Origin of the sequence: Marinobacter sp. LV10R510-11A (genome assembly GCF_900215155.1) — a bacterium.
GTDB lineage: Bacteria > Pseudomonadota > Gammaproteobacteria > Pseudomonadales > Oleiphilaceae > Marinobacter.
In genome coordinates this window covers 3671456-3695993 of sequence record NZ_LT907980.1, presented here as the reverse complement: position 1 = coordinate 3695993, position 24538 = coordinate 3671456, and the positions used below count along the sequence as shown (strand labels likewise).

33 protein-coding genes, 1 other RNA gene and 1 pseudogene are annotated in these 24538 nt (G+C 53.9%); 25 read left to right on the top strand and 10 right to left on the bottom strand.

The genetic code is table 11. The features are described 5' to 3' along the window. The first annotated feature begins 5 nt into the window (after positions 1-5). The 6 genes from CPH80_RS17830 to CPH80_RS17800 all read left to right on the top strand — a co-directional run bounded on the left by CPH80_RS17830 (position 6) and on the right by CPH80_RS17800 (position 4106). A complete protein-coding gene (locus tag CPH80_RS17830) occupies positions 6-716 on the top strand; it encodes a transposase (protein WP_227520240.1) in 711 nt (236 codons plus the stop codon). A 347-nt stretch (positions 717-1063) separates the two neighbouring features. After that, complete coding sequence (locus CPH80_RS17825; protein ID WP_227520239.1) at positions 1064-1288, top strand: hypothetical protein; 225 nt, start codon at positions 1064-1066, stop codon at positions 1286-1288. A gap of 119 nt (positions 1289-1407) precedes the next feature. Beyond that, the gene (locus tag CPH80_RS17820; RefSeq protein WP_172898619.1) at positions 1408-1785 is read left to right on the top strand and encodes a cupin domain-containing protein; all 378 of its coding nucleotides are present in this window, start codon (positions 1408-1410) and stop codon (positions 1783-1785) included. 1092 nt (positions 1786-2877) lie between these two features. Next, positions 2878-3141, top strand: a complete 264-nt coding sequence (locus CPH80_RS17815; RefSeq protein ID WP_096279944.1) for a BrnT family toxin — start codon at positions 2878-2880, stop codon at positions 3139-3141. Next, positions 3131-3400, top strand: coding sequence for a type II toxin-antitoxin system BrnA family antitoxin (brnA, locus tag CPH80_RS17810; RefSeq protein WP_096279942.1), 270 nt, complete (start codon positions 3131-3133; stop codon positions 3398-3400). Before CPH80_RS17815 ends, brnA begins: the two co-directional genes overlap by 11 nt. Before the next feature lie 373 nt (positions 3401-3773). Further along, entirely contained in the window at positions 3774-4106 is a 333-nt protein-coding gene (locus CPH80_RS17800; RefSeq protein WP_096281756.1) for a YnfA family protein, read from the top strand. A 473-nt stretch (positions 4107-4579) separates the two neighbouring features. On the opposite strand, the gene CPH80_RS17795 is transcribed toward CPH80_RS17800, so the two are convergent. Continuing rightward, a complete protein-coding gene (locus CPH80_RS17795; protein WP_096281754.1) occupies positions 4580-5086 on the bottom strand; it encodes a shikimate kinase in 507 nt (168 codons plus the stop codon). A 108-nt stretch (positions 5087-5194) separates the two neighbouring features. Further along, positions 5195-6415, bottom strand: coding sequence for an RNA-guided endonuclease InsQ/TnpB family protein (locus CPH80_RS17790; protein ID WP_096275209.1), 1221 nt, complete (start codon positions 6413-6415; stop codon positions 5195-5197). Positions 6416-6438: 23 nt separating this feature from the next. Here CPH80_RS17790 and tnpA point away from each other — a divergent pair, with 23 nt between their 5' ends. The 3 genes from tnpA to CPH80_RS17775 all read left to right on the top strand — a co-directional run bounded on the left by tnpA (position 6439) and on the right by CPH80_RS17775 (position 7472). Further along, on the top strand, positions 6439-6849 hold the full coding sequence (gene tnpA, locus CPH80_RS17785; protein WP_096275150.1) for an IS200/IS605 family transposase: 411 nt from the start codon (positions 6439-6441) through the stop codon (positions 6847-6849). Positions 6850-6957: 108 nt separating this feature from the next. Then, positions 6958-7248, top strand: coding sequence for a hypothetical protein (locus CPH80_RS17780; protein ID WP_096279940.1), 291 nt, complete (start codon positions 6958-6960; stop codon positions 7246-7248). A 2-nt stretch (positions 7249-7250) separates the two neighbouring features. Continuing rightward, a complete protein-coding gene (locus tag CPH80_RS17775) occupies positions 7251-7472 on the top strand; it encodes a hypothetical protein (RefSeq protein ID WP_096279938.1) in 222 nt (73 codons plus the stop codon). A 31-nt stretch (positions 7473-7503) separates the two neighbouring features. Here CPH80_RS17775 and CPH80_RS17770 read toward each other — a convergent pair whose 3' ends face one another. After that, on the bottom strand, positions 7504-7890 hold the full coding sequence (locus CPH80_RS17770; RefSeq protein ID WP_197703568.1) for a hypothetical protein: 387 nt from the start codon (positions 7888-7890) through the stop codon (positions 7504-7506). Between CPH80_RS17770 and CPH80_RS22055 the strand changes: the two genes are divergently transcribed. After that, a complete protein-coding gene (locus CPH80_RS22055; RefSeq protein WP_157746915.1) occupies positions 7877-8578 on the top strand; it encodes a 3-hydroxyacyl-CoA dehydrogenase family protein in 702 nt (233 codons plus the stop codon). The two genes, CPH80_RS17770 and CPH80_RS22055, sit on opposite strands and share 14 nt — an antisense overlap. Positions 8579-8694: 116 nt before the next feature. Continuing rightward, a pseudogene (locus tag CPH80_RS23415) lies at positions 8695-8901 on the top strand (acyl-CoA dehydrogenase domain-containing protein); the annotation flags it as partial. Between the two features lie 188 nt (positions 8902-9089). Here CPH80_RS23415 and CPH80_RS17750 read toward each other — a convergent pair. Next, on the bottom strand, positions 9090-9527 hold the full coding sequence (locus CPH80_RS17750; protein WP_096279937.1) for a hypothetical protein: 438 nt from the start codon (positions 9525-9527) through the stop codon (positions 9090-9092). Between the two features lie 102 nt (positions 9528-9629). Between CPH80_RS17750 and CPH80_RS17745 the strand changes: the two genes are divergently transcribed. The 7 genes from CPH80_RS17745 to CPH80_RS17715 all read left to right on the top strand — a co-directional run bounded on the left by CPH80_RS17745 (position 9630) and on the right by CPH80_RS17715 (position 13200). Next, positions 9630-10082, top strand: a complete 453-nt coding sequence (locus CPH80_RS17745) for an acyl-CoA thioesterase (RefSeq protein ID WP_096279935.1) — start codon at positions 9630-9632, stop codon at positions 10080-10082. An 87-nt stretch (positions 10083-10169) separates the two neighbouring features. Beyond that, positions 10170-10586, top strand: a complete 417-nt coding sequence (gene hisI, locus CPH80_RS17740; protein ID WP_096279933.1) for a phosphoribosyl-AMP cyclohydrolase — start codon at positions 10170-10172, stop codon at positions 10584-10586. Between the two features lie 12 nt (positions 10587-10598). Next, entirely contained in the window at positions 10599-10928 is a 330-nt protein-coding gene (locus tag CPH80_RS17735) for a phosphoribosyl-ATP diphosphatase (RefSeq protein ID WP_096279931.1), read from the top strand. A gap of 91 nt (positions 10929-11019) precedes the next feature. After that, positions 11020-11253 (top strand): twin-arginine translocase TatA/TatE family subunit, encoded by a 234-nt coding sequence (tatA, locus tag CPH80_RS17730; RefSeq protein ID WP_096279929.1) that lies wholly within the window; start codon positions 11020-11022, stop codon positions 11251-11253. 11 nt (positions 11254-11264) lie between these two features. Beyond that, on the top strand, positions 11265-11687 hold the full coding sequence (gene tatB, locus CPH80_RS17725) for a Sec-independent protein translocase protein TatB (RefSeq protein WP_096279927.1): 423 nt from the start codon (positions 11265-11267) through the stop codon (positions 11685-11687). Next, positions 11684-12484 (top strand): twin-arginine translocase subunit TatC, encoded by an 801-nt coding sequence (tatC, locus tag CPH80_RS17720; protein WP_096279925.1) that lies wholly within the window; start codon positions 11684-11686, stop codon positions 12482-12484. Before tatB ends, tatC begins: the two co-directional genes overlap by 4 nt. Beyond that, the gene (locus tag CPH80_RS17715) at positions 12481-13200 is read left to right on the top strand and encodes a 16S rRNA (uracil(1498)-N(3))-methyltransferase (RefSeq protein ID WP_096279923.1); all 720 of its coding nucleotides are present in this window, start codon (positions 12481-12483) and stop codon (positions 13198-13200) included. The genes tatC and CPH80_RS17715 overlap by 4 nt, the downstream gene beginning before the upstream one ends. Before the next feature lie 17 nt (positions 13201-13217). Here CPH80_RS17715 and CPH80_RS17710 read toward each other — a convergent pair whose 3' ends face one another. From CPH80_RS17710 to CPH80_RS17690, 5 genes are read right to left on the bottom strand one after another with little or no spacing between them, the layout of a single operon-like run. Then, positions 13218-14138, bottom strand: a complete 921-nt coding sequence (locus tag CPH80_RS17710; protein WP_096279921.1) for a DUF808 domain-containing protein — start codon at positions 14136-14138, stop codon at positions 13218-13220. A 29-nt stretch (positions 14139-14167) separates the two neighbouring features. Beyond that, a complete protein-coding gene (locus tag CPH80_RS17705; protein WP_096279919.1) occupies positions 14168-15391 on the bottom strand; it encodes an FAD-dependent monooxygenase in 1224 nt (407 codons plus the stop codon). Then, positions 15388-16653: a 2-octaprenyl-6-methoxyphenyl hydroxylase gene (ubiH, locus tag CPH80_RS17700; protein WP_096279917.1), complete on the bottom strand. Its 1266-nt coding sequence runs from the start codon at positions 16651-16653 to the stop codon at positions 15388-15390. Before ubiH ends, CPH80_RS17705 begins: the two co-directional genes overlap by 4 nt. Before the next feature lie 4 nt (positions 16654-16657). Beyond that, complete coding sequence (gene pepP / locus CPH80_RS17695; protein ID WP_096279915.1) at positions 16658-17977, bottom strand: Xaa-Pro aminopeptidase; 1320 nt, start codon at positions 17975-17977, stop codon at positions 16658-16660. Positions 17978-18003: 26 nt separating this feature from the next. Continuing rightward, positions 18004-18603 (bottom strand): UPF0149 family protein, encoded by a 600-nt coding sequence (locus CPH80_RS17690; protein ID WP_096279913.1) that lies wholly within the window; start codon positions 18601-18603, stop codon positions 18004-18006. A gap of 160 nt (positions 18604-18763) precedes the next feature. Here CPH80_RS17690 and CPH80_RS17685 point away from each other — a divergent pair, with 160 nt between their 5' ends. The 4 genes from CPH80_RS17685 to CPH80_RS17670 all read left to right on the top strand — a co-directional run bounded on the left by CPH80_RS17685 (position 18764) and on the right by CPH80_RS17670 (position 20144). Next, entirely contained in the window at positions 18764-18970 is a 207-nt protein-coding gene (locus CPH80_RS17685) for a TIGR02449 family protein (RefSeq protein WP_096279911.1), read from the top strand. Beyond that, positions 18970-19266 carry a cell division protein ZapA gene (locus CPH80_RS17680; RefSeq protein ID WP_096279909.1) on the top strand — a complete coding sequence of 99 codons (297 nt, stop codon included), beginning with the start codon at positions 18970-18972 and terminating at the stop codon, positions 19264-19266. Before CPH80_RS17685 ends, CPH80_RS17680 begins: the two co-directional genes overlap by 1 nt. A 61-nt stretch (positions 19267-19327) precedes the next feature. Continuing rightward, positions 19328-19507: non-coding RNA, 6S RNA (gene ssrS / locus CPH80_RS17675), on the top strand. A 4-nt stretch (positions 19508-19511) separates the two neighbouring features. Further along, positions 19512-20144, top strand: a complete 633-nt coding sequence (locus tag CPH80_RS17670; protein WP_096279907.1) for a 5-formyltetrahydrofolate cyclo-ligase — start codon at positions 19512-19514, stop codon at positions 20142-20144. A 101-nt stretch (positions 20145-20245) separates the two neighbouring features. On the opposite strand, the gene ilvA is transcribed toward CPH80_RS17670, so the two are convergent. Next, complete coding sequence (gene ilvA, locus CPH80_RS17665) at positions 20246-21781, bottom strand: threonine ammonia-lyase, biosynthetic (protein WP_096279905.1); 1536 nt, start codon at positions 21779-21781, stop codon at positions 20246-20248. 134 nt (positions 21782-21915) lie between these two features. Here ilvA and rpiA point away from each other — a divergent pair, with 134 nt between their 5' ends. From rpiA to ppa, 3 genes are all read left to right on the top strand, one after another. Beyond that, the gene (gene rpiA, locus CPH80_RS17660; RefSeq protein WP_096279903.1) at positions 21916-22596 is read left to right on the top strand and encodes a ribose-5-phosphate isomerase RpiA; all 681 of its coding nucleotides are present in this window, start codon (positions 21916-21918) and stop codon (positions 22594-22596) included. Positions 22597-22683: 87 nt separating this feature from the next. Next, positions 22684-23823 (top strand): acyl-CoA dehydrogenase family protein, encoded by a 1140-nt coding sequence (locus tag CPH80_RS17655; RefSeq protein WP_096281752.1) that lies wholly within the window; start codon positions 22684-22686, stop codon positions 23821-23823. A gap of 158 nt (positions 23824-23981) precedes the next feature. Beyond that, positions 23982-24509 (top strand): inorganic diphosphatase, encoded by a 528-nt coding sequence (gene ppa, locus CPH80_RS17650; protein WP_096279901.1) that lies wholly within the window; start codon positions 23982-23984, stop codon positions 24507-24509. The last annotated feature ends 29 nt before the right edge of the window (positions 24510-24538 follow it).

Here is a 24538-nt window from a genome sequence, read left to right as displayed (position 1 = left end):
TGGGCATGACGGCGGTGCTCCACACATGGGGACAGAACCTGAACCGTCATGTTCACGTGCATTGCCTGATCCCCGGCGGAGTGTTGACCGGCACCGAAGACTGGCACAAGGCAAAAAGCCACTACCTGTTCCCGGTACGGGCCTTATCCCGGCGTTTTCGAGGGCGAATGGTGTCGATGCTGAGAGCGGCGGTGAACGCAGGCGAACTGCACCGGGTTACCCGCAACGGTGAGATTGATGGTGTGCTCGACGGCCTGATGCAACAGGAGTGGGTTGTTTACACTCGACATTGCCTGAACCAGGCCGATAGTGTGGTGGATTATCTTGCCCGCTACAGTCACCGAATCGCCATCAGCAACGGGCACTTGTTGTCGATGGAGGGGGATCAGGTCTCGTTCCGATATAAGGATTACCGCGATCACTCCCGGATCAAGACCCAGTGGCTGGATGGACGGGAGTTCGTGCGGCGGTTCCTGATGCACATTCTGCCCAAAGGCTTCATGCGGATTCGCCATTTCGGCTACCTGAGCAACCGAACCCGACGACGAAAACTGGCTGTTATCCGGCACTGTTTATCGCAACCGCCCCGATCAGAAGCTACAGCGGAGAGTCCAACATCCCAGCGATGCTGGCCCTGCCCACAATGTGATGATGGCCTGGTGCGTATGGTTCGCCAGATCCCACGGTTCAGAATAACGGCTGTGCCGACGGGTTAGCTTCACGGCCTTCTTGATCCGACGGGGGGAAACCTACAGTTCTTAGTGAGCTGGATCTCTCTGCGGCCGAAGGCTGGAAAAACGGGTACCTGAGAGGTAATCTGAGGGGAATCACCACAAGGAACCGCCTCATGAAGGATCGAATGAGACCAAACCCCGCCGGCATTGCTTCGCGCCCGGCCCCAGATGTACCGTTCAAGCTTCGCCTCCAAATTACTTTATCCTTAGGCACCGTTCGATAGCTGCGGCGTTGGCGGCTTAGTCCAACAGACATTTAAAGGTCATGCTGCGCACGACCATTAAATGCTTAGGTGTTAGACCTCAACACGAAAGGAGTTTGAAATAGTATGCGATTGTTTGCATTCGTCGGCGGAGACATTGGCCTTTGGTGGATCGTCCGGACCGAAACCATAGTTGGCGAGCCCCTGCTTGAAGCCAAAAGGCTCAACGTCGTATCCGGCTCAGATGTACAGCCTGAAACCAATGCACCTTGGGTACTTCGTGGAATAACAAGCAATGAACGATATGTCGCGCGAGAAGTCGATATCCGTCTCATGCGCGAAGATGTTTAACTCTTCGTTGCAAAGGACTGCCTTCGGCAGCCGCTGAACTCAAGTGTTAGGTTTCTTAGGAGCAACCGCAAGCGCACTGTCTCCACAAATCGCAGCAAATCCCAAAGGAAGTCGGTCCCATGAGCATCAAACGCATCTTCCCCAGCGCCAATCATCTTCAGCCGGCTGATGGCGAGCCCTTCAGGTCTGTCATTACAGAGTCGGTTGAAGCCGCAATCGTGGCTTGGTACGTAAAGTCAGGCCAAAGAATTTCAGCTCATCTGCATCCTGAGGGTCAAGACACCTGGACAATCCTGTCCGGTCACGGTCAATACCAACTCGATGCCGCCGGCAGCTCAAAGCAGATCACAGCAGGCGATGTCGTCGTTGCTCACAAAGGTGAAGTTCATGGCGTACTAAACACTGGTCCTGAACCGCTGGTTTTCATATCTGTCGTGTGCCCCGCTCTTTCCGGGTTTGAGCTACTCGAAAGCCAATATGCGCACACAGAGACCTAACCCTTCCGTCGAGAGAGGCGTGCCCCGGCAAGCCAGGACACGCCTCTCTCGTCAAACGTTAGACGGCTTAAAATAATTACGCCGTTTATTTACGCTGTGACAATTTGCCTGTACGTGCAGGCTATCGCTCAAACGCCGCCTAGGCTGGTACCTCGGGCATTGTGCAAAATATCTTTTCTGAACAGGCGTCAGCTTTAAGCCCTGCCTAATCGGGTAGCCGGGGGTATCTAACCCCCAGCCCCCACAACACCCTGCACCGATGCGTCGGACCGGCGGATCCGCACAGGGCGTTTCCCGAAAACGTTCAGAGTAAGATGGCCGATTACCTCCTCCTACCCCAATGATGGCTTCTGATTTTGCGCCAACGTTCCTCAGTCCGGTCGGATATGGAATCGTTGAGCTGCACAGGCTCCTCATTGATTTTCGGGTTCAGGCCTTCACCGTGTCCCAACCATTACGATGGGCGCTTGGCTACTGTGCCGTCTGCTGACTTCTGCTCAATCATCGGCGGGGTTACCTCCATCGGCGCTATCGGTGTCCACCTAGTTGGCTCGCAACCGCCGATGGCAACGGCTGCGCCCAGGCTTGATCGACCAGTAGCCTGACTGGTAATTGACCGATCGCTCGTTGAACAGATCCCGAGGCGTCGGCTTGTGCCAACTCGCCGCCGGCCTATGTCTCATATGATGTTCTTGTTCATCAGCTCGCAGTTTTGCTAGCGGCTTACTTCCGGCCGGCGTTCCGGAGACCGCTCCTCACGGATTGGCCCTTGCCATTCGCTAGTGGTTAGCGTTCAATCGGCTAAAACCGGCTGAACGGTGACCTTCCCACAGGGGACTTTCACCCCATTAGTTCATGCCCATGCTGGGCGTACACAATCGGCTGCACAGCGACCGATTTTCCGCCGCGTCGCGGCTCCAATCTGGCGTTCAGGTCGCGGGGCAATCCGGCGCAATCTTCTGAGCCGAACTGCTCATTCGGTGGTCTGGTTCCTGGCGCCATAAGCTGGCGCTTCTGGTTCCCTCAGCGTTAGCAGTTGCACTACGCCTCCCACATCTTGCGAGCTGAGTAAAAAAGGGATAATTTATACTCATGGACGAGTTTGAGTTCGACGAAGCCAAAAGTCAGACCAATCTGGATAAGCACGGTATTGATTTCGTGGCCGCCCAACGTCTGTGGAAAGATCCGAATCTATTGGAAATCCGCGCAAAGTCAGAGGGCGAGCCAAGATTTTTGCTGATAGGCAAGATTGGTGAAAGACACTGGTCGGCGGTCGTCACATACAGGGAAAGCCGTATTCGCCTGATTTCAGTCAGGCGTTCCCGCAAGAAGGAGGTTGAGCTCTATGAAAGCTAAAGACTTCGATAAAAAATTCGAGGAAGGTCAGGAAGATATTGTTGATGACCTTGATCTGTCCACGGTCCGCCGTGTCAATCAGGAACAAAAGCGAATCAACGTTGACTTTCCTGTTTGGGTCGTAGATTCACTGGATCGTGAGGCGGCGCGCATTGGCGTTACCCGCCAGTCAATCATCAAGGTGTGGCTAGTTGAGCGCCTTCAAGCCGAATCTGCTAACAAGCCGCTTAGTGGTGACGCCGCAGGCGTCGCACATTAGCGGAGCGTTAGGAGGCAAGGAACACCATGGATCAAGCAGAATATTGGTACGCGGTAGCTTCAGTGCTCCTGTTCTTTAAGATGTTTACTATCTCCGCATATCAAGGGTTCCATCGAATCGGAAAAGTCACGTTCAAGACTCCCGAAGATGCAGCCTTCGTTGGGCGGGATTCAGCCTTGGCGAACGGTTGCGTATGCAGTCGGGGTAATGTGCATGTTCATCATGAGCGTTCAGATTCTCGGTGCGCTACCCTAACAATTGCATTAAATTCGCTCTGGCCCGTTGGGCCTCGGCCGGATATGCTTACGCACGCTGCTTAACTCAGCGTTAGGCAAAAAATATGGCTGAGAAACAGGGCTACGCAATGATTGTTTTGCCTGAACTGAAAACTGTTGGCCTTTTTATCATCACTGCGCTAGCGGAAATTGTCGGTTGCTACTTACCATATCTGTGGCTTCGAGAAGGCAAGACAATCTGGCTTCTGGTACCCGGCGCTCTGAGCTTGGTCGCTTTCGTATGGTTGTTGTCACTGCATCCAACCGCCGCGGGCAGGGTCTATGCCGCCTATGGTGGTGTTTATATTGTCATGGCGATATTCTGGCTATGGACAGTCAACGGAATTCGACCAACAACATGGGACATAGTGGGGTCTGCGGTGGCGCTTTTAGGCATGGCAATTATCATGTTTGCCCCGCGCACCACATAGCGCTGGGCCGGCTGATATCGATTGATTGATGAGGTAATCTGACCAACGAGAGTATTAAGGAAATTGAAATTAAAAAATAAATGCCACCGGAGAAATCGATGGCATTGCCGTGTTTAGCTACCTAGCACGTTTGATGGGGATTTCTTGGCAACTTTTGCGGCTTTCTTCTCTTTTGCTGTTAAAAGCGGTTTCTTTTTCGGGTCTTTCTTACTGTCTTTTCCTTTACTCATGATGCTTTCCTCATAAACCTAAAGCCAATTTGAGCCAACTTAATGGCTGTGGCTACGCAGTGACCGCTATTAAAGCAGCCAAGCTGGTTCGCAACGTTATCAGTATGGCCTTAAGGCCAACCAATAGATAGGAATGGTTTACATTTGCTGATAACCATGAGCATCGCCAACCCGAAGGTATCGATATTGGCGGGTTTGGCGCTGAAGGCGGCTGTTATGGCCCGTGCGAATATGAGGCAACTTTTAGCAAGCCTTCAGAAGGATCTCTTCACACACCTGATCCTGAGTTTTGTGCTCGCAGTGAACAACGACATCGGCGTAGCGAGTGTATAATATGCGTCTCTCGGCAAACAGCTCTTCCAGTGTTTGGTCTGGCCGTTTGGAAATACCCCTAAGGCTGAAGTCGCCAATGCGCTGGCGCACCGCTGCCATAGAAATATCCAAAAACACAATCACGCTGTTGCGTTTGAGGTGCTGCATCGCACGCTCGCTGTACACCGCGCTGCCGCCGGTCGCAATAACGTGGCCAGCCACATCCAGGTTGCACAGTACTTGCTCCTCAACACGGCGCAAAGCTTCGTAACCCCGGCCATCAACAATGCTCTGCAAGCTTTCGCCCGCATGTGATTGAATCAACAAATCGGTATCCATAAAAGCCAACGCGGCGGCCTTGGCCAGCACAACGCCCACGGTACTTTTGCCTGAGCCAGGCATACCGATCAACACAACATTATTCAACGGTGACGGCATGGTATATATGCTACCTACATAGTACATTGGTGGTCTGGCAATTCGATTTGAACGGGACTCTATCCGTAAAGGATTATACTAACGGATTAGGTTAATAAACTACCGCCACTAAGCCACACTTAGAAGCGGTTTTGCAGAGTGACCTGCATTGGGCGAGTTTCCGCCCAAACCTAAAGCCCACTTGATAGCCACAAGGCCGCTCGCCGCGTCACGCGGCATGGTACAGCCGCAATCGCACTGATGCGTTCGTTCGCTGAGCGTCTTTTTTACGACCTCCCAGCAGGCAGGGCAACGCTGACTCGGCTTTGCTTTTCGAGTGGGTATTTCGACAAACTCACCACCAGTTTCTTCGACTTTGTAGTGAATCATGGCCAGCAACTTTGCCGGCGCGGTGTCTAGTATCTCCCGGTTTAACCCGGACTTCTGCTTGACCATTTTCCCTGGCTTTTCGAGTGTGCCTTTTGCCGTTCGGGTCATGTTCCGAATGGTCAGTTTTTCCGTGGCAAAGAGCGTGTATTCCTTCGCGAGATCGTGACTCAGTTGATGGTGATCGTGGTGGCGCTGCCGGGCAACCTTAGCTCTGGCTTGAGTCAGAACTTTACAGGCCCGCTTCCACCGGTTGGAACCTCGCTTTTTGCGTGATACAGCCTGCTGCATCGGCAGCAAGCTCTCTTTGGAGTCCCGGTAGTAACGTGGGTTCTCGATCGCGTAATGCTCGCCGTTTTCGTGCGTAACCGTGCCTAAATACTCCACGCCCCAATCGAACCCGCAAGCTTTCTGGCCTTTGCAGGCCCGCACAGGCTCACATTCGACGGTGACTGATAAGAACCACTGCCCGTGCTTATGGATAACCTGGCTAGTTTTGACTTTTCCCAGAGTTCGAGCCTTCCCCCGAGCCTTGATGCGGCCAATGCCGTTGATCGAAAGCCTGCCGTGCTTACCGTTCGCCTCGGGAATAAACGCCCAGCCGCTGCCACCGCACATCTCAAAACTGGAAAACCGGCTGAGTGAGCGAAAGCGGGGGAACCCCGGAGCCTGGCCTTTCTTTACGCGCTCAAAAAACGCTTTGAACGCTTTGTCCAGGCGGCGAAGCGTCATTCGGGTAATGTAAACCGGAATGGCTTTGTATTCGGGATGGTCGGCGCGGATCTGAGTCAAACTGGCTTGTTGGTCGTTATAGGATATCGACTTTCCGGTTTTTCGGTAACAGTCGATACGCTCTTGTAGTGCGGCATTATAAAGTTGTTGGTGTAAGCGCAAGCTCTCAAGCAACCGCTCAGATTGCGATTGGCTGGGGTAGAGCTTGTAATTGATTTTGCGCTTATCCATGAATCCTAATATAATTGGTTCCTATGTCTAAAACAACCCTGAAAGCTCAGCACCATTGCGTATACAACACAAAGTATCACTTGGTTCTTGTGACAAAGTATCGAAACCCGGTCATTAACGAGGGCATATTAGCTCGCCTGTCTGAACTGATTTCTGAGCGTGTGAGCGCTTGGGAGGGGGAGCTTTTTGAGGTAAACGGCGAGCCTGACCACATCCATATTTTGATGGAACTACCCCCCAAATACGCCGTAGCTGATTTTGTGAACGCCCTGAAAACGGGAACCTCTCGAAGAATCAGGAAAGAGTTTGCCGACCACGTTAATAGCTATTACTGGAAACCATTTTTCTGGTCGAAAAGCTACTGCGTAATCACCTGCGGTGGCGCACCGCTTTCGATTATAAAGCAATACATCGAAAACCAAAAAGGCGCTTAACCCTCACCAAACTTCGTATGGAAAGGGAATGCAGCGCTAACGCTGTTCAAGTAGCCGCGAGGGTTTATTCGCTAAACTTTTCGGATCGTTTACCACTGAGCTCAAATTATGAACATCGACAAAGCAAAAAAACGAATCGCGAAACAGGTAAAAAAGGGCTTCAACGGTTATCCGAAGATTTCGTTGGAATACTTCGGAGAAACGGCTGACTCTGCAACAAAAATCGTTATTTCATTCATTTCGGAGGAGAACTCGGAGCCGCAGGAGCAGACTTTTTTTAGCGACAGTGACGCCCGAGAAGACGAAACCATCCAATCGACTCTGGTAAAAATTATTGAGCGATCTGATGCAAAAACGGTGGTTGAAATCGAGGGTGTTTCCATACTGTCATGCGGCTAATTATGTTGTTAATAGCTCTAATTGTTGTTGGACTTCTTGTTACCTCCAACATCAGTAAGAAAGATCAGCCCACTCTCGAAAGCCCTATAGGGACGACTGGTAGCGGCGCTCCGAAGATCTCAGTGCAACCAAAAGACGTTCAGCAGTTTGAAAAGGATATGAACGCATTTATGGAGAATGAGGCATCGGAGCAGGCAAAAAAGATCAGCCAAGCTACGCAATAATCATTTTTTGTAGGAGACTTGGACGACTGGGCTATCGGGTCGCGGTAGGCGCCTTGGCCGCTGCCGGTACCGGTACCGGTGGCTCTGCAGGGGAAACGGTGATCGTCCGCCACAGCATATCGAACAGCACCCCATGCTGGTCGGCCATACGCCCAGCCCTGCCACGTAACAGATGCATTTGGCAAACACGCAGTAGCAACCCGTAGAAGAAGTCCAACAAGATCGGCGTGCCCACCTGGTTATTGAGAACACCCTGCTCCTGCCCTTCCTGAAGCACGCTGATAAACAGCCCGCTCAGCCGCTGCTGAACCTGCGTGTTATCACTACCCCAGCGCTCCGCCAGTTGCTCCAACCCGTGGTGCAAGCAGGCACTCAGCAAAGCTTCCTTGCTGCAGGGTGATCTGGTGAAACTCCTCATCCGCAAAGACCTGCACGGCCGCCTGTTCAATCCGCTCGCGGACCGCCGGGTGCCGCTGTCTTCCGAACTCAGCTCGGCACTGCGTGATCTGAGCTTTGCCAAAACTATGAAACAGCGCATCAAGGTGCTGAGCCAGCTGAAAGCGGCGTTCGCCGACGACTTCAACGCCGCCTTCGCGGAACTCACGCAGGCCAAGCCCAAGGCCCTGGTGTTGTATTCCACCAAGGAAGGCTCGTTCATGGTCGGCGCCGACATTAACTTGTTTGAAAACGCCGAGAGCGCTCAGGAAGTCAGCGAGCTGTCAGTACTCTGCCAGCAGACCTTTCAGAAGCTGGCAGACCTGGACATCCCAGTGGTCGCCGCCAATAGCGACACAGTACTGGGCCTGCCAGAAGTGATGCTGGGCCTGAAGCACCGGATGCTCAAGTACGGCCCCGGTTTTTACACCACCCGCATCTTGGCGCCCTACCTGAACGAGGCAACCCGCTTGCTCACCGAAGGTGTAGACGTGGGCACCAAGGTTGGTCCGGTATTGGAAAAAGCCTTCGGCATGCAGATTGGCAAGGAATACGGTGGCAACTCCATGTCCACCCAGGCCAAGTCTTGCATCATGGCTAAGGTCAGCTCCCACTCCGGCCTAATTAGCTCCATGGTGGTGATCCCCAACTCCCTGGACGCCGGTCTCTAAACTGATTTCCCTGGCAGTACGCCTGCACGATCCCGAGAACCTGCTGGGTAAAGGCGCCAACATCATGACCCGCACCCTGATGATCTTCGGTCAGGGCGCAACCCACCGACGATGATGTCGTTGCGTTCCGCAAGAACCTAACCGGCTGGATGCTGCAGTTCATGCTCGGCTTTGTAATGAGCCTAGTGCGCTGTCTTACCCGTGGCTGGTTCACCGTGAAAGTGCCTAACGTGGCTCCAAAAACCAAAAGTATTAACCGTCGTCTGGGCTGGGCAGCCACTCGCTTCGGCCTGCTGACGCGCAGATACAGGCCCGTGGCCTAGTAACACAAAGTACGCGCGGCCCCGTTGTGCGTTCACCGATTCGTTTTGTGAATGCACAGACCCGCGACGACGAGAGCCCTGCCTTAGGTGCCAGCAACGACGCCCTCCTCGAAAAGTAACGACTGACTCCTTGTGGTGTCTTTTACTAGCCGCGCTCGCTTCCAGCTATACGTCGGCAGGCCGCATCATCACCCAACTTGGTGTTGCCAAGAGGGCGCCACCGCTAGCGGGCCCAGATGCCAGTGGGGCGCGGCTGGGTCTATCCTGGCCCAGGTACTGAGCCATTTCGCCAAGCGTAACGTGCCAGCAGGGCTGTTAGATGTCAGCAGTGTTGGCATCAGGCGCAGTGTGTCGAGAGGAGACGGTTTACAGTTTTTGGGTGGTAGCATGCCTAGCACGCCAACCAAGGTTCCCTTGGCGAAAGCACCGTAAAGATTGCCTTTGCGATGAACGTAGGCGATTAGCCCCGGGATAAAGCGCCTGAGCCTGTGCTCCCGTAGCGCGGGCAAGGACCCGAACACCTGAACGTGAATTGGGTTATCGTTCATTGCCAGTGCACAAATTTCTGCAGCAGCAAACAGATCGCTTGGGCCCAGAGGGTAAATGGTATAACTCTCTGCTTTCACTGAATTAGCCTCTTTATGGAACTGGCTAGGCGGGCGAAGACCGTACCAACAAAAGTATGGCCGTATCACAGCAACCAACTTACATTCGAAAGGTGACCGTAAATGACAACTGACGTAACTAAAGACTGGACACTAGAACAGTTTCTTGCCCGGGCTTATGACAAGCTGCGCTTCGCAGATACGGACCGACAGGGCCATGTAAACAACGCAGTATTTTCAACACTTATCGAAACCGGCCGAGTCGAACTAATTTATAATCCGCAGGCCCCTCTCGTCTCCCCCGGCAAATCCTTTGTGATTGCCAATCTCAGCCTTCAGTTGCGCACAGAAATTCATTGGCCAGGCACTGTAGATATTGGGACAGCCGTTGCGCGCATTGGCAACAGTTCCATGCAGTTATATCAGGGTCTTTTTCAGAACGGTATTTGCTGTGCAACGGCGGAAACGGTGATTGTTTGTGTTGACGACAGTACGCAAAAATCTACTCCGTTACCAGACTCCGCCCGACGTGCTCTGGCTCAGTATCAAGCTGCAGAAAGCAGTCATTCCGGTTAGGCTCAGATGGTTTAGAATACCGCCCGTTTCGCACTGTTGTTCGTTCGCCGGCAATTTCTAGAGCTCAAGCACTCAGGATTCACTGAAATGAAAGACTTCTCTGGTAATCTAGACAACCTCGATTGGCTTGAAGCCATTCGTTGGACGGCCGATGGCCTGGTTCCTGCTATCGCCCAAGATGCCGCCAACGGCGATATACTGATGATGGCCTGGATGAATCGGGAATCGCTGCGATTAACAGCCGAAGAAGGCCAGGCGGTTTACTGGTCTCGTTCACGGAGCAAACTGTGGCGCAAGGGTGAGTCTTCTGGGCATCAACAGGTCATTACGGATATTCGCCTCGATTGTGACGAGGATGTGATATTACTGAAGGTGGAGCAAAAAGGCGGCATAGCCTGCCACACCGGTCGGCGTAGCTGTTTTTATCGCTCCCTGAAAGACGGCCAGTGGGCTAGCGTTGACCCCGTTATTAAAGATCCGGATGCCATTTATGGCACCAAATGAGGAGTGTGTGCAGTGAGTGATGTTCTGGAAAACCTCACTCGGGTTCTGGAAGCCCGTAAATCAGCCGACCCGGAGAAATCCTACGTCGCCAGCCTTCATGCCAAAGGCTTGAACAAAATTCTGGAAAAGGTGGGTGAGGAGTGTACTGAGACGCTGCTGGCCGCCAAAGATGCCGAGCACTCGGGAGAAACTCGGGCGGTAGTCAGCGAAACAGCGGATCTCTGGTTTCACAGTTTGGTTATGCTCTCCAGCCTTGGGCTTAGCTCGAAGGATATTCTGGACGAGCTATCTAACCGGTTTGATCTTTCGGGGCTGGAAGAAAAGGCATCCCGTAGCGAGTGAGCTGGCAATACCCCTTACGGGGGTTTCCGCCAACCTGCTTGGGTGGCGTACAATACCAGCGAATAGAAACATCAAAAACGAGGACCCCGTAATGGGCATCAGTATCTGGCAACTTCTTATTGTACTGGGCATTGTGATTTTGTTGTTCGGAACCAAAAAACTGCGCAACATTGGCGGTGATCTTGGTGGCGCCATTCGTGGCTTCAAAAAATCCATGAGTGATAACGATAGCAAAACCGAAGACCCCGATTCTCTGGAAGGTGAAGCCGACGCACAGACCCAGCAGGCGACTGAAGAGAAGCCCAAGGAAAAATCCAATAGCTGAGACCCGGCAGAATGTTTGATATCGGCTTTCTTGAGCTGCTGATCTGCGGCGTTATCGCTCTGTTGGTGCTTGGCCCCGAACGGCTGCCTACGGCCGCCCGAGCGGCCGGGCGCTGGATTGGCGGTGCGCGCCGCATGGTCAGCCAGTTCACCTCGGAACTCGACCGCCAGCTAAAAGCCGATGAGCTCAGGAAAGAGCTACGCGAAGCCGGCGATGTGGGTTTGGAAGACGTGCAAAAAACCGTGCGTGGCGCTCTCGACGAGGCCAAGCAATACGAGCACATGATTATGTCGGACAAGCCAATCGGGAAAAAGGCTGCCGACAAGCAAGCGGTGGCAGATCAGAGCCCACAAAGTGATCCGAAAAAAGACCCCCAAGAGAACAAGACGGATCAGCCGGATACCACGCAAACACCGTCGGATAAGCCTTCATGAATGCAAAACCAGACGGTAACAGCACAGAGCACCAGAGTAATTCTTCCGCACAGCCGGAGATGCCTTTAGTTGAACACCTGCTGGAACTTCGCAACCGTTTGCTGAAAATGGTTCTGGCCGTCGTTATCTGTTTTGCGGCTATCTACCCCTTTGCCAACGAGCTGTACCTCTGGCTGTCCGAGCCTATTCGGTCACTGCTTCCGATTGGGCAGATGATGATCGCAACGGACATTACCTCGCCGTTTTTCGCGCCCCTGAAACTGGCACTGTTCTTATCGGTCTTTGTCGCTATCCCGGTTATTCTTTACCAGCTCTGGAGTTTTATAGCGCCGGGGCTTTATGCCCATGAAAAGCGCCTAGCGTTCCCGCTGCTGTTTACCTCCGTTCTTCTGTTCTATCTGGGCGCCGCGTTTGCGTACTACGTGGTGTTCCCCTTGGTGTTCGGCTTTTTTACGGCCATAGGCCCGGAAGGTATTGTTGAACTACCGGATATCAGCAGCTACCTGAATTTCGTGCTGAAGATGTTTTTTGCCTTCGGGATAGCCTTTGAGATTCCCATTGCCACCATTCTGCTAATCCTCAGTGGCGTAACAACACCGGCGGACCTGGCAGCTAAACGCCCTTACGTGGTGGTCGGCTGCTTCGTTATCGGCATGATGCTGACACCGCCAGACATTATCTCGCAGACGCTTCTGGCTGTACCCATGTGGATTTTGTTCGAGCTGGGCATTCTGTTTGGCCGGCTGGCAAAGCGTGAAGTAGCTGACCCAGACGCAGATGAGTCACCAGCTGAATGAATCTAGCCTTACTGTTCGATGAAGACTTTGTGGCACCTAATCGTGTGGTGCTGCGAGGCCGACGGCTAGAGCACATTAAATCTGTGCTTGGCACCTCCGTAGGGGATCAGCTGCCTGTTGGGCGAGTAAACGGCCTGATGGGGCTGGGAAACGTGGTTGAGCTCACCGATTCTGAGGTCGAACTGGTTGTTGTACTGGATCAGCAGCCACCGGCTCCGCTGCCTCTTACGCTTATTCTCGCCATGCCCAGACCTAAGATGTTCCGCCGCATTCTACAAACCAGCGCGACGATGGGCGTCAAGGATATCTGGCTGATCAACAGCTATAAGGTGGAAAAAAGCTTCTGGCAAACGCCTTTGCTTTCGGATGAAAACCTACGCGAAAACCTGACTCTTGGGCTTGAGCAGGCAAAAGATACGGGCATGCCACGCGTACACATCCGCAAGCTATTCAAACCCTTCGTGGAAGATGAGCTACCTGCCCTATTAAAAAACAAGCAAGCTCTGGTTGCCCACCCGGGAACCTCTACGGTCTGCCCTACTCACTTGAACCGCGCTGCAGCGCTTTGTATTGGCCCAGAAGGCGGTTTCACGCCCTACGAAGTGGGTAAACTGAAAGACGCTGGTTGCCAGAGCGTTCACTTGGGGCCACGCATTCTACGGGTCGAAACAGCCGTTCCAGTTCTTGTCAGCCGACTGTTTGATGCCTGCCTTTGATTTAAGAAGTCTCTGAATTAAGAAGCTTCTGATCTGGCTTCCCACATCCGAAGCAAAGGTGTAATCACCGCCACCAGCAACGCACCCGCCAGCAAGCCGATCAAGCCATTGGCCAACATGGGGATCAGTGTGGTCGACAGGCCGCCAAAATCCATAGCGAAGTGTTCGATGGCGTTATAAACCAGCGGTATCCCGTGCACCAAAATGCCACCACCTACCAGGAACATGGCAATGGTGCCCAGAATGGATAACGTCTTCATCATATAAGGCGCCAGCCACAGAATGCCCCGCCCTATTTTTTGCGCAAGTTTACTGTCCTGCTGGGTCAGGTACAGGCCGCCATCATCCAGCTTTACGATGCCCGCAACCAACCCGTAAACGCCGACTGTGATCATGACCGCGACCACCGACAGCACCGCAAACTGCATGCCTATGCCCGTACCCGCTACCACACCAAGGGTGATGGCGATAATCTCTGCAGAAAGAATGAAATCCGTTCGGATAGCGCCTTTGATCTTGCGTTTTTCCAGCGTCTTCACGTCAACATCTGGCTGTTTCAGGGCTTCGCGCAGCTCATCTTTATGCTGTTCATCTTCCTTTGCGTGCAGGAATTTATGGGCCAGCTTTTCAGCCCCTTCAAAGCATAGATAAGCACCACCAAGCATCAACAACGGCGTGACCAGCCAGGGTACAAAAAAGCTGATTGCGACAGCGCCGGGTACCAGAATTGCCTTGTTAACCAGCGAGCCTTTCGCCACCGCCCAAACCACAGGCAATTCTCGCGCTGGCTTTACACCGGTGACCTGTTGCGCGTTCAGAGCAAGATCGTCACCCAGCACGCCTGCGGTTTTCTTGGTAGCCGCTTTCGTCATCAGCGAGACATCATCAAGGATCGTGGCTATATCATCGATGAGGGCGAGTAAGTTTGCTCCTGCCATAAGTGCAGATCCTGTTTGAGCGGGGTTATTTAGATAATAAGGCCCATCGCCTCTGCTGCGATACGATTTTTTACCGGGCCAAGCCCATCAAGCCAGCGCATACCCGTGTTTCTTAGCCACCTCAGTGGCAACTCATCACGGCCAAATAGCTGTTTGAACCCTTCCATGGCTGCCATCATGGCCAGGTTCTCACCCTTGCGACGACGCTGATAGCGTGCCAGCACCAGTTCGTGAGCAGGGCTTAAACCGGTACTTCTGGCCTTGGACAACTCCTCCAACAACACCCGTACATCGCCATACCCTAGGTTGGCGCCCTGGCCCGCAAGCGGGTGAATGGTATGAGCGGCATCGCCCACCAGAGCAAAACCAGGCGCGATATAGTCTTTTGCGTGGCGTTGGCGGAGCGGGAAAGCAAAGCGCTGGGAGACAGCCTCAACGGCACCGAGCTCTCGCTCGATCGCCCACTCAAGCTCAGCGGTAAAGGCTGCATCATCCAGCGCCATCAGGCGCCGGGCTTCTTCGATATCCTGTGACCAGACGATGGAGCAGAAATGCTCATCGCCGCTTTCCGTCGCCAATGGCAAAAACGCCAGCGGCCCGGTTTGGGAAAACCGTTGCCAGGCCGTATATCTGTGGTTCTGAGCCGTGCGCACGGTGCACACAATAGCTTGCTGGTCATAATCCCATTCACGGGTAGGCAGCCCAACCCACTGGCGCATGCGGGAGTTAGCACCATCGGCCGCGACCACAAGCCGGGCGCTCAATTTGCTGCCATCCGCAAGCTCAATGCCACGCTGATCACCATCCAACCGACAACCAGTTACCTGTACGCCATCAACCAATTCAACGGCACTGGTTTCCACAGCCTCAAACAGAGCCCTAACCAAACTGCGGTTCTCGACAATTGTTCCCAGGGCGCGGGCTTGCAATTCGGCGGCTTCAAAATGGATACGCCCGGTACCTTCGCCATCCCACACAGTCATGCCCTGGTAAGGACAATGGCGCCCAGCTACAACACCCTTCCAAGCTCCTAGCGACTCCAGCAATTGCTGGCTGGCCATGGAAATCGCGCTAACCCTGGGTTCAAAATCCGATACGTCTTCAACAGGTGCCGGGGCTTGCAACAATGCGGCGCGTTCACCGCCTTCGACCAAGCCCGTTTTCCAACCCTGCTGAGATAGACCAAGTGCTAGTGCGGTGCCGGTCATGCCGCCGCCCACTACAAGGATGTCGAACTCTTTGGTATCACTCATTTCTTATCGCTCGCCGCTGGCCCATTGATAACAGCTCGGCGCCCGCCGGTACCCATGGCTTTGCGCGCAAACAGGCGCTTGGCTCCCGGCAACAAATCCAAACCTATCAGTCCGGCGTCCCGCACCGCTGCGATTGGCGCCAAGGATTGACCAAAAATACGGATCAGTGAGTCTGAAAACTGCACGGTTTGTTGCCAGTCTGGGCGGTGCAACTCGTGGTAGCGGCGCAGAATTTGAAAATCACCCGGTGGCCGACCTTGTTCAGCGGCCAGCCGGAACTGTTCCGCCAGCGTCATCAGGCCCCGCAAGGCCAAGTTGAAGCCCTGCCCTGCTACCGGATGCAACGCGTGCGCAGCGTTGCCCACGAGTGCTACGCCCGGCCTTATAGGTTCACCAACCGTGGTCAGTGTTAGCGGGTAATGGTTGCACTCGCCCATTCGGGTAAACCGACCCAGGCGCCAACCGAACCGTTCCTGAAGCCGCTGGCACTTATCGCTCTCAGACATGGCCAGAACGTCTGCAAGCTCATTATCGCTCAGCGTCCACACCAATGCAGATTGATGACCCGCGCGGGAGGGCGAGCCGTGAGGTAGCAGCGCCATGGGGCCAGCGTCGGTAAAACGCTCATACGCCACAAACTGATGGCTGTCGCTGGTCGTTATGTTGGCAATCAGGGCGTTCTGATTGTAGCCATGATGGCTGGCTTGAAAACCGAGTTTTTCCCGCAGCCCAGAACGGCCTCCATCTGCAACGATCAGGCATTGCGCCGTTACGGTGCTGGTGTCATCGCCGCTTTTCAGGGTGACGCTTACGCCTTGCTCAGACGGCGTCATGTCTACGACCTCAGCCGGCGCTTGCCATTGAGTGTTCGTTTGGAGCAACTCCCGCATCAGGCACAGCCCCATCCAACGGTTATCTACCACATAGCCCAGGGCTTGCTGCTCGTACTCTTTGGCATTCAGACGGGTGGCGCCGAAATGGCCCCGGTCGGACACGTGAATCTGTTGAATGGGCGTTGCATGTTCCGATAACCGCGACCACAGCCCGAGCTCTTCAAAAATCAGCCGCGAACCCCAAGCCAAGGCGGTGGAGCGAGCGTCATAGCTGGGCTGATAAGAATCAGGCAAGGCATCCGCAGACAGCGGGAACGCCTCAACCACGGTCACTCTCAGGTTTGGCGCAACTCTCGCAAGGGTCAGCGCCAGCGTCGCACCTGCCAACCCGCCGCCGGCAATGATCACATCGGTATCGGAGTTTTTCACAGGCTCATTCCGCCATCAGTGCTTCGATCTCTTCAATGGTTTTCGGCACGCCATTCGTCAGCACGCGGCAACCCTCTTTGGTGACCACTACGTCGTCTTCGATACGAATGCCGATACCCCGCCACTTTTCATCCACGTCGGTATTATTCGGTGAGATATACAAACCGGGCTCAACCGTAAGCGCCATGCCTGGCTCAAGCAGCCGCCACGCGTCGCCAACCTTATAGTCGCCTACATCGTGCACATCCAAGCCTAGCCAGTGGCCGGTGCGGTGCATAAAGAAGGGTTTGAAGGCTTCGCTGGCAATGGCGTCGCCTACCGTGCCTGACAAAATACCAAGATCGATCAACCCGCCAACCAGCACTTTCAACGCCGCCTGGTGCGGATGATCCCAGTGATTACCCGGTCGAACGGCTTCAATAGCTGCGTACTGAGCATCTAGCACCACCTGATAAACCGCCCGCTGTTCAGGGCTGAACGTGCCGCTAACCGGGAAGGTTCGAGTAATATCGGAGGCATAGCACTCCACCTCGCACCCTGCATCAATCAGCACTAGGTCGCCCTCTTTCAGGGGCGCTGAGTTCTCGATGTAATGCAAAATACAACCATTGGCGCCGCCGCCAACAATAGATGGATACGCCGTAGAACGGGATCCATGATCCATAAACGTATGGATCAGCTTAGCTTCAAGGTTGTATTCATTGCCGCCCTTTCGGGCCCGCTTCATAGCACGGCAGTGGGCTTCGGCGCTGATTTCGCCGGCCCGGGCCATGGCTTTTATCTCGCTGGCGCTTTTGTAAAGCCGAAGATCGTGCAGAAGGTGCTCCAGCGACACGAATTCACCCGGCGGGTGTGCTCCGCTTTTGACCTTGCTACGGATAACCTTAACCCAGTCCATTACTCGGGTATCGAAACCCTGATCTTTACCCAGTGGGTAATATACCCGGCTGCGACCTTCGATCATGCCGGGCAGAATGTCGTCGATATCTACAACTGGGAAGGCATCATCCAAGCCGTAGCGCTCAATCGCGCCCTCGGGGCCTACCAAAAAGCCATCCCAGAGTTCTTTCTGGGGGTTTTTCTCTTTGCAAAACAGCACAGATTCACCGTGTTCACGGCCGGGAATCAGCGCCAGTACCGCTTCGGGTTCACCGAAGCCGGTCAGGTACTGAAAATCACTGTCTTGGCGAAATGGGTGCAGCACATCCCGGTTGCGAACACGCTCCGGCGCAGCCGGTATAATGGCAATACTGTCTGGCGCCATGCGTTCCATCAGCTTGCGACGGCGCTCGGCGAATTCCTTGACGGGTATAATAGATGACATACGTTCTCCCGCAGTGTGTGACATGATCAGTGCAATGTTTGCGTTTGTGACGCTGGCTTTTCCGGAGGATTGAATTCGGTAAATACAGCCAAAGCGCCCAGCCGGATGTATTCGACTATTTCCAGAAACTGCTGCTCGCCTTCGTCACCCGGATCCTGATCTTCAGATACCTGGCTGATGGCCACCATATCTTCCATTAACTCACGAATCTCTTGCGGCGCCTCGCCGAGTGACTCTCCAGCGGACAAGGCCATACCCTCAAGAAAACCGCGCACCCAGGCCACCAGTGCTTCCAAGCGTTGATCGATGGCATAGTCATCGTCAGGCAGCAGTGGATAAAAACCCATATCCTCTGACTTCAAAAACGCCAGCGCCCGCTCGTACGCTTCGTTCATGAAAACGGTCAGGCTTTCGCCTTCCCCAGCCGCACTTTCAGGCAGCCCCATGTGTTCACACACCATGAACAGCCACTCTGGTTCCTCTAAGCGGGCACCCGTAGCCATTCGGCCACAAAGAGCACCGTGCAGCTCGGAAGGATGGCTGAATGCTTTATGGGCCATAAAAACATTAGCCCAACGCTCGAATTCAGCGGCGTATGCCGCGTCGGCAGTGTCGGTTTCTGACATGAGCCAAGACAATCCTATGTTATAAAGTTAGGGCTGTATCTTATCATTCAGGCGCCCTCAAGACACTGCAGAGTGAACTTATGACACCCCTGTAAATTGACCGCTATGACGCACGCACTTATAGTTAGTCGCAATAACTTCAACCAATGCTGGGCACGTCATGGAACAGTCCGAAGTACAAGCATTAGCGGACAAGCTAGACAAGCTGATCGAACACTGCCAAAAACTGGAGCGGGACAACGCCACTGTGAGGCAGTTGCAGGATGACTGGAACCGGGAACGGTCCCAGCTTATGCAGAAAAATGATCTTGCCAAAAACAAGATCGAAGCCATGATCGGCCGCCTTCGGGCGCTGGAGCACCATTGATGTCTAAGCAATCTACTACTGTTGAGGTGAAAATTCTCGATAAGGACTACTTAGTCGCCTGCCCCGCAGAAGAGCAGGAGGCCCTGATTCGTGCGGCCCGACATCTCGATAGCAAAATGCGCGAAATACGCACCAGCGGCAAAGTGTTCGGAACTGAGCGTATCGCCGTAATGGCGGCACTGAACATGACCCATGAACTGCTCGAGCGGGACACCATGTCTGACGTCACCAGCACCCTGCTTAAAGCCATGGACAGCAAGCTGGAGAATGCTCTGGGAGAGCCTTCCAACCACTGAGTCCGGGGAGATTCCCTAATAGGTGTTGCAATCTGCCCCGGGTCTGACCCTATAATGAACCTACTTCCTGGGCTGTTCGCTGGTCGGATTCGTCCTCGAGCCGATGCGCTTTACCTAGGTGGCTACTCTAGGGCATTGTGAGCATGTCTCCGCGAGGGGAAAGCCTAATTTGTCACAGCGGCCACCGACCTTGAACTTTGGGTTCAAGGGCTACATCTGATAACGGCAGCTCGGGAAGCTTTATTTTGAGCCAGTTCATCGACTCACATCCTTCTGAATCCGATTTACCTCCAGTGCCTCGCCACGAACTCCGCAAACAACTGCGCCAGCGCAGACGTAAGTTATCGCCTCGCGAACAAGAACAGGCCTCTGCTTCTCTCGCTCTGAACCTGTTAAAAAATTCGGATTTACAGAGGGCTAGGCACATAGCCATCTACCTGCCCAACGATGGCGAGATTGACCCGCATCCGTACATGGCCATGGCTCATCGCAAAGGGGTTCATTTTTATCTGCCGGTGCTGCACCCGATTCACCCGGGCAAGCTGGTTTTCAGTCCCTATTACGACGGCGTTGAACTGACCGCCAATCGCTTTGGCATCCCCGAACCTGCGTTCAGCAAAGGGCTTAGGCGACCGGCTTGGTCGCTGGACGCAGTGTTGTTCCCGCTGGTGGGGTTTGACGAAAATGGCGGGAGGCTGGGGATGGGAGGCGGCTTTTACGATCGAACGTTCGCGTTCAGTCGTTTGCGCCCGCGATTGGCGCCAAAGCTGATCGGCCTGGCTCACGATTTCCAGAAGGTGAAGACACTCCCCATTGAACCTTGGGACGTGCCACTGCACAGCGTGGTGACAGACAGGAAGGTTTACCGGGTAAAATAACGCAGAAAAGTGTTACCGATCTAGCTGAGCTCTGGTCATATAGGCGGAGTCTGCCGCAACAGAACTTTTCGTCACGGCATCGGGCCGACTTCGTTTACAGGCTAAGAAGCCTTACCGTTACCTGCCCCTAGGAACAGCTGATAAGCCTCGTTTTCCGTCATGTTTTCATAACGGAAACCCACTTTTTCAAGCATGGCTTCAAAGGCTTTTACTTCATCATCCTCTACCTGGGCACCCAGAAGCACACGGCTGTAGGCCGCTCCGTGATTGCGGTAGTGGAACATGGAGATATTCCAACGTGTTCCCAGAGACATAAGGAATTTCAGTAATGCGCCGGGGCGCTCAGGGAACTCAAACTGAAACACCTTCTCATTGGTAATCGTGGGCGCATGGCCGCCAACCATGTGGCGAATGTGCTGCTTGGCCATATCGCTGTCGGTCAGATCGAGAACGGAGTATCCGTTTTCACGGAGCTCGTGCACCAATTCGTCCCGACCCAGACCACCGGCCTGAACCTGAACGCCCACAAAAATCGTGGCCTGGCCGGCATCTGCATACCGATAGTTAAATTCGGTAATGCTGCGCTTGTGTAGGGCGTTGATAAACGTCTTGAAGGCCCCTGGCTTCTCGGGAATGGTGACCGCAAGGATAGCCTCGCGTTTCTCACCGATTTCGGTGCGCTCAGAAATGTATCGCAGGCGGTCAAAATTCATGTTGGCGCCACTCAGGGTGGCGACAAGGTTTTCATTTTCGATCTTTTCCCGCTCAATGTACTTCTTGATGCCAGCAACACCCAGTGCGCCCGCAGGTTCAGAGATTGAACGCGTATCTTCAAAGATATCCTTGATGGCCGCGCAGATTTCATCGGTAGAAACGGTTATCACTTCATCTACGTGGTCTTTGCAGACCTCCCAAGGATATTTCCCGATCTGCTTTACCGCTACACCGTCCGCAAACAGCCCGACTTCATCCAAAATAACTCGCTTGCCTGCCTTCATAGCAGCTTGCAGGCAATTAGAGTCATCCGGCTCGACACCGATCACCTTGATCTCAGGGCGCAAGTATTTTATGTAGGCAGCCATACCTGCAATCAGGCCCCCACCGCCCACACAGATAAACACCGCGTGAATCGGCTTACTGAATTGCGACAACACTTCCATGGCAACGGTGCCCTGCCCAGCGATAACATCGGGGTCATCGTAAGGCGGTATATAGGTATAGCCGTGCTTCTCGATCAATTCATGGGCGTGCGTTGCGGCTTCATCAAAAGCATCGCCCTTCAGAACAACCCGCGCGCCATGATCCCGCACCGAACGCACTTTGATTTCTGGCGTGGTTTGCGGCATCACAATAACGGCTTTGATACCCAGCTTCTTCGCTGCCAGCGCAACACCCTGCGCATGATTACCTGCAGAGGCACAAATAACCCCCTTGGATCTCTGCTCTTCCGACAACTGAACAATCCGGTTGTACGCGCCGCGAATCTTGAAAGAAAACACCGGCTGAAGGTCTTCCCGCTTAAGCATAATATTGTTGCCAAAGCGCTTGGACAGGCTGCGGGCTTCAGTAAGGGGTGTTTCGATGGCCACGTCATAGACGCGCGCATCGAGAATCTTCTTGATGTAGCGTTGCGGCATGTTGGTTCCAGTTGCTGGTGGATGATTGGGAAAACCTACAGTGTAGAAAGTTTGCACGGCAGCCGTCTATAAGCAGACCGCCCTTAAGCGCTATAATGAGCCTGAACCCATAAGAATTGCAGCCGGAGTGCCCAATGACCCAGGACGAACTCAAGAAAGCCGTTGCCAAAGCCGCAGTAGACTACATAGCGCCGCGCCTGGAGCGCGACAGCATTATTGGCGTTGGCACGGGAAGCACGGCCAACTTCTTTATCGATATGCTCGCGGAGCTGAAAACTGAGTTCGACGGTGCTGTAGCCAGCTCAGAAGCCACAGCAGAGCGTCTGAAAAGCCACGGCATTCCCGTTTACGATCTGAACAGTGTGGGTGAACTGGAGTTCTACGTGGATGGCGCGGACGAAACCAACGAACGCCTTGAACTCATCAAAGGCGGTGGCGGCGCACTTACTCGTGAGAAGATCATTGCGGGGGTCGCAAAGACCTTTATCTGCATTGCCGACGGATCCAAAAAGGTCGGCATACTCGGCGACTTCCCCTTGCCGGTAGAAGTTATCCCCATGGCACGGAGCCATGTTGGCCGTGAAATCGTCAAACTGGGCGGAGACCCTGTGTACCGCGACGGATTCACAACCGATAACGGCAACATTATTCTGGATATCTACAACATGGATATTTCTCGCCCGATCCAGGTCGAGGAAAGACTGAACAACATTGTGGGCGCTGTTACCAATGGGCTCTTCGCCCGCCGCCCTGCCGACCTACTGTTGCTCGGTACGAGCGCTGGGATTGAGAGCATTCCCCGCAAAGGCATCTGACCAAGGCAGCAACGCAACCAAGCGCTTGCTTGGTAGATGAAATTACGCGACACTGCCTCATATTCTTCTCGAATAGAGGTTTTTATCGTGTCCGATTATTTCAACGATACGCACAATCAAGTGCGCATGACTGCCCGAAAATTCATCACAACTCACGTTCTTCCCCATATTGATGAATGGGAAGAAGCCGGTGAGTTTCCTCGTGAAATTTTCAAAAAGGCAGGCGATGCCGGCCTGCTCGCCGCCGGCTTCCCAGAAGTGCTGGGAGGCATGGGTGAAGGCGACGTTTTTCTAAAAGTCGCTATTTCAGAAGAATTTATGCGCTCTACCTCCGGCGGCTTTGTTGCCAGCCTGGGCTCCCTAGATATTGGCTTACCGCCCGTTGCAAAATGGGCAAAGAAAGAGATTCGCGAACAGATTGTGCCATCGGTACTGAGTGGTGAGAAAATCTCCGCACTGGCCATCACCGAACCCGGCGGCGGCTCCGACGTGGCCAGCCTGAAAACCCGTGCGGTGAAAGACGGTGATCATTACATTGTGAATGGCAGCAAAACCTTCATTACCAGTGGCACCCGTGCGGATCACTACACGGTTGCTGTGCGCACAGGTGGTGAAGGCCACGGCGGTATCAGCCTGCTGCTAGTCGACCGCGACATGCCGGGATTCTCTAACGGTACAAAGCTGCGGAAAATGGGCTGGTGGGCCAGCGACACGGCAGAGCTCTTCTTCGAAGACTGCCGAGTACCGGCTGATCGCCTGATCGGCGCAGAGAACGCAGGCTTTATTGCCATCATGAGCAACTTCCTGTCAGAGCGGCTGATGCTGGCAATCATGGCCTACATGACCGCTCAGATGGCCTATGAAGCTGCCCTGGAATACACCAAACAGCGCAATGCCTTCGGCCGCAGCATTGCCGGCTTTCAGGTAACTCGCCACAAGCTGGTAGACATGGCAACCCAGATCGACATCGCCCGGGAGTACACCTACCGTTGTGCGGATCTTATGCAAAAAGGTAAGAATCCGATCAAACAGGTAGCCATGGCCAAGAACTTCTCCGTGGAAGTCTGTGAGAACGTCACTCGCGAGGCTGTGCAACTTTTCGGCGGCATGGGTTACATGCGCGAATCTGTGGTTGATCGCTTGTACCGGGATGCAAAGATTCTATCAATTGGCGGTGGCACCACCGAGATCATGAAGGAACTTATTGCCAAGCAGATCAAGCTTTAATAGAGCTCAGAACGGATTGCGGCGCACCCTGCAATCCGTTTTCCCGCCCGACACTACCAACGTTTAGTTTCGAACTGCGAGAGAGTTACGTATAATTGCGCGCACAAATTTTAACCGCAGTAAAACGCACACTCGAGACCTACCAGGAAGGATCGCACATGCAATTCGACAACATCCCCGCAGGCAAGAACCCGCCTGAAGACATCTACGTTGCCATTGAAATTCCGGCCTTCAGCTCCCCCGTCAAGTATGAACTGGACAAAGACATGGGCGCGCTATTGGTAGACCGGTTTATGGCCACCCCCATGTTCTATCCGGCAAACTACGGGTTTATCCCCCACACTCTGGCGGACGACGGCGACCCGATTGACGTGCTTGTGGTTACCCCTCATCCGGTTGAACATGGCTCGATTATCCGCTGCCGGCCGGTGGGTGTTCTGAACATGGAAGATGAAGCCGGTGGTGACGCCAAGCTGCTTGCCGTGCCGCACAGCAAGCTGACCAGCATCTACGATGACGTTAAAGAGCTCGAAGATCTGCCAGAATTGCTGCGTGCACAGATCAAGCACTTTTTTGAAAACTACAAGACGCTTGAGCCAGGCAAGTGGGTCAAGGTGCAAGGCTGGGGCAGCGCTGCCGACGCCAAGCAAGCCATTGTTGATTCGATCAAGGCCTATACCAACTAATTTGCCCGATCGAATACAAAAAACCGGGC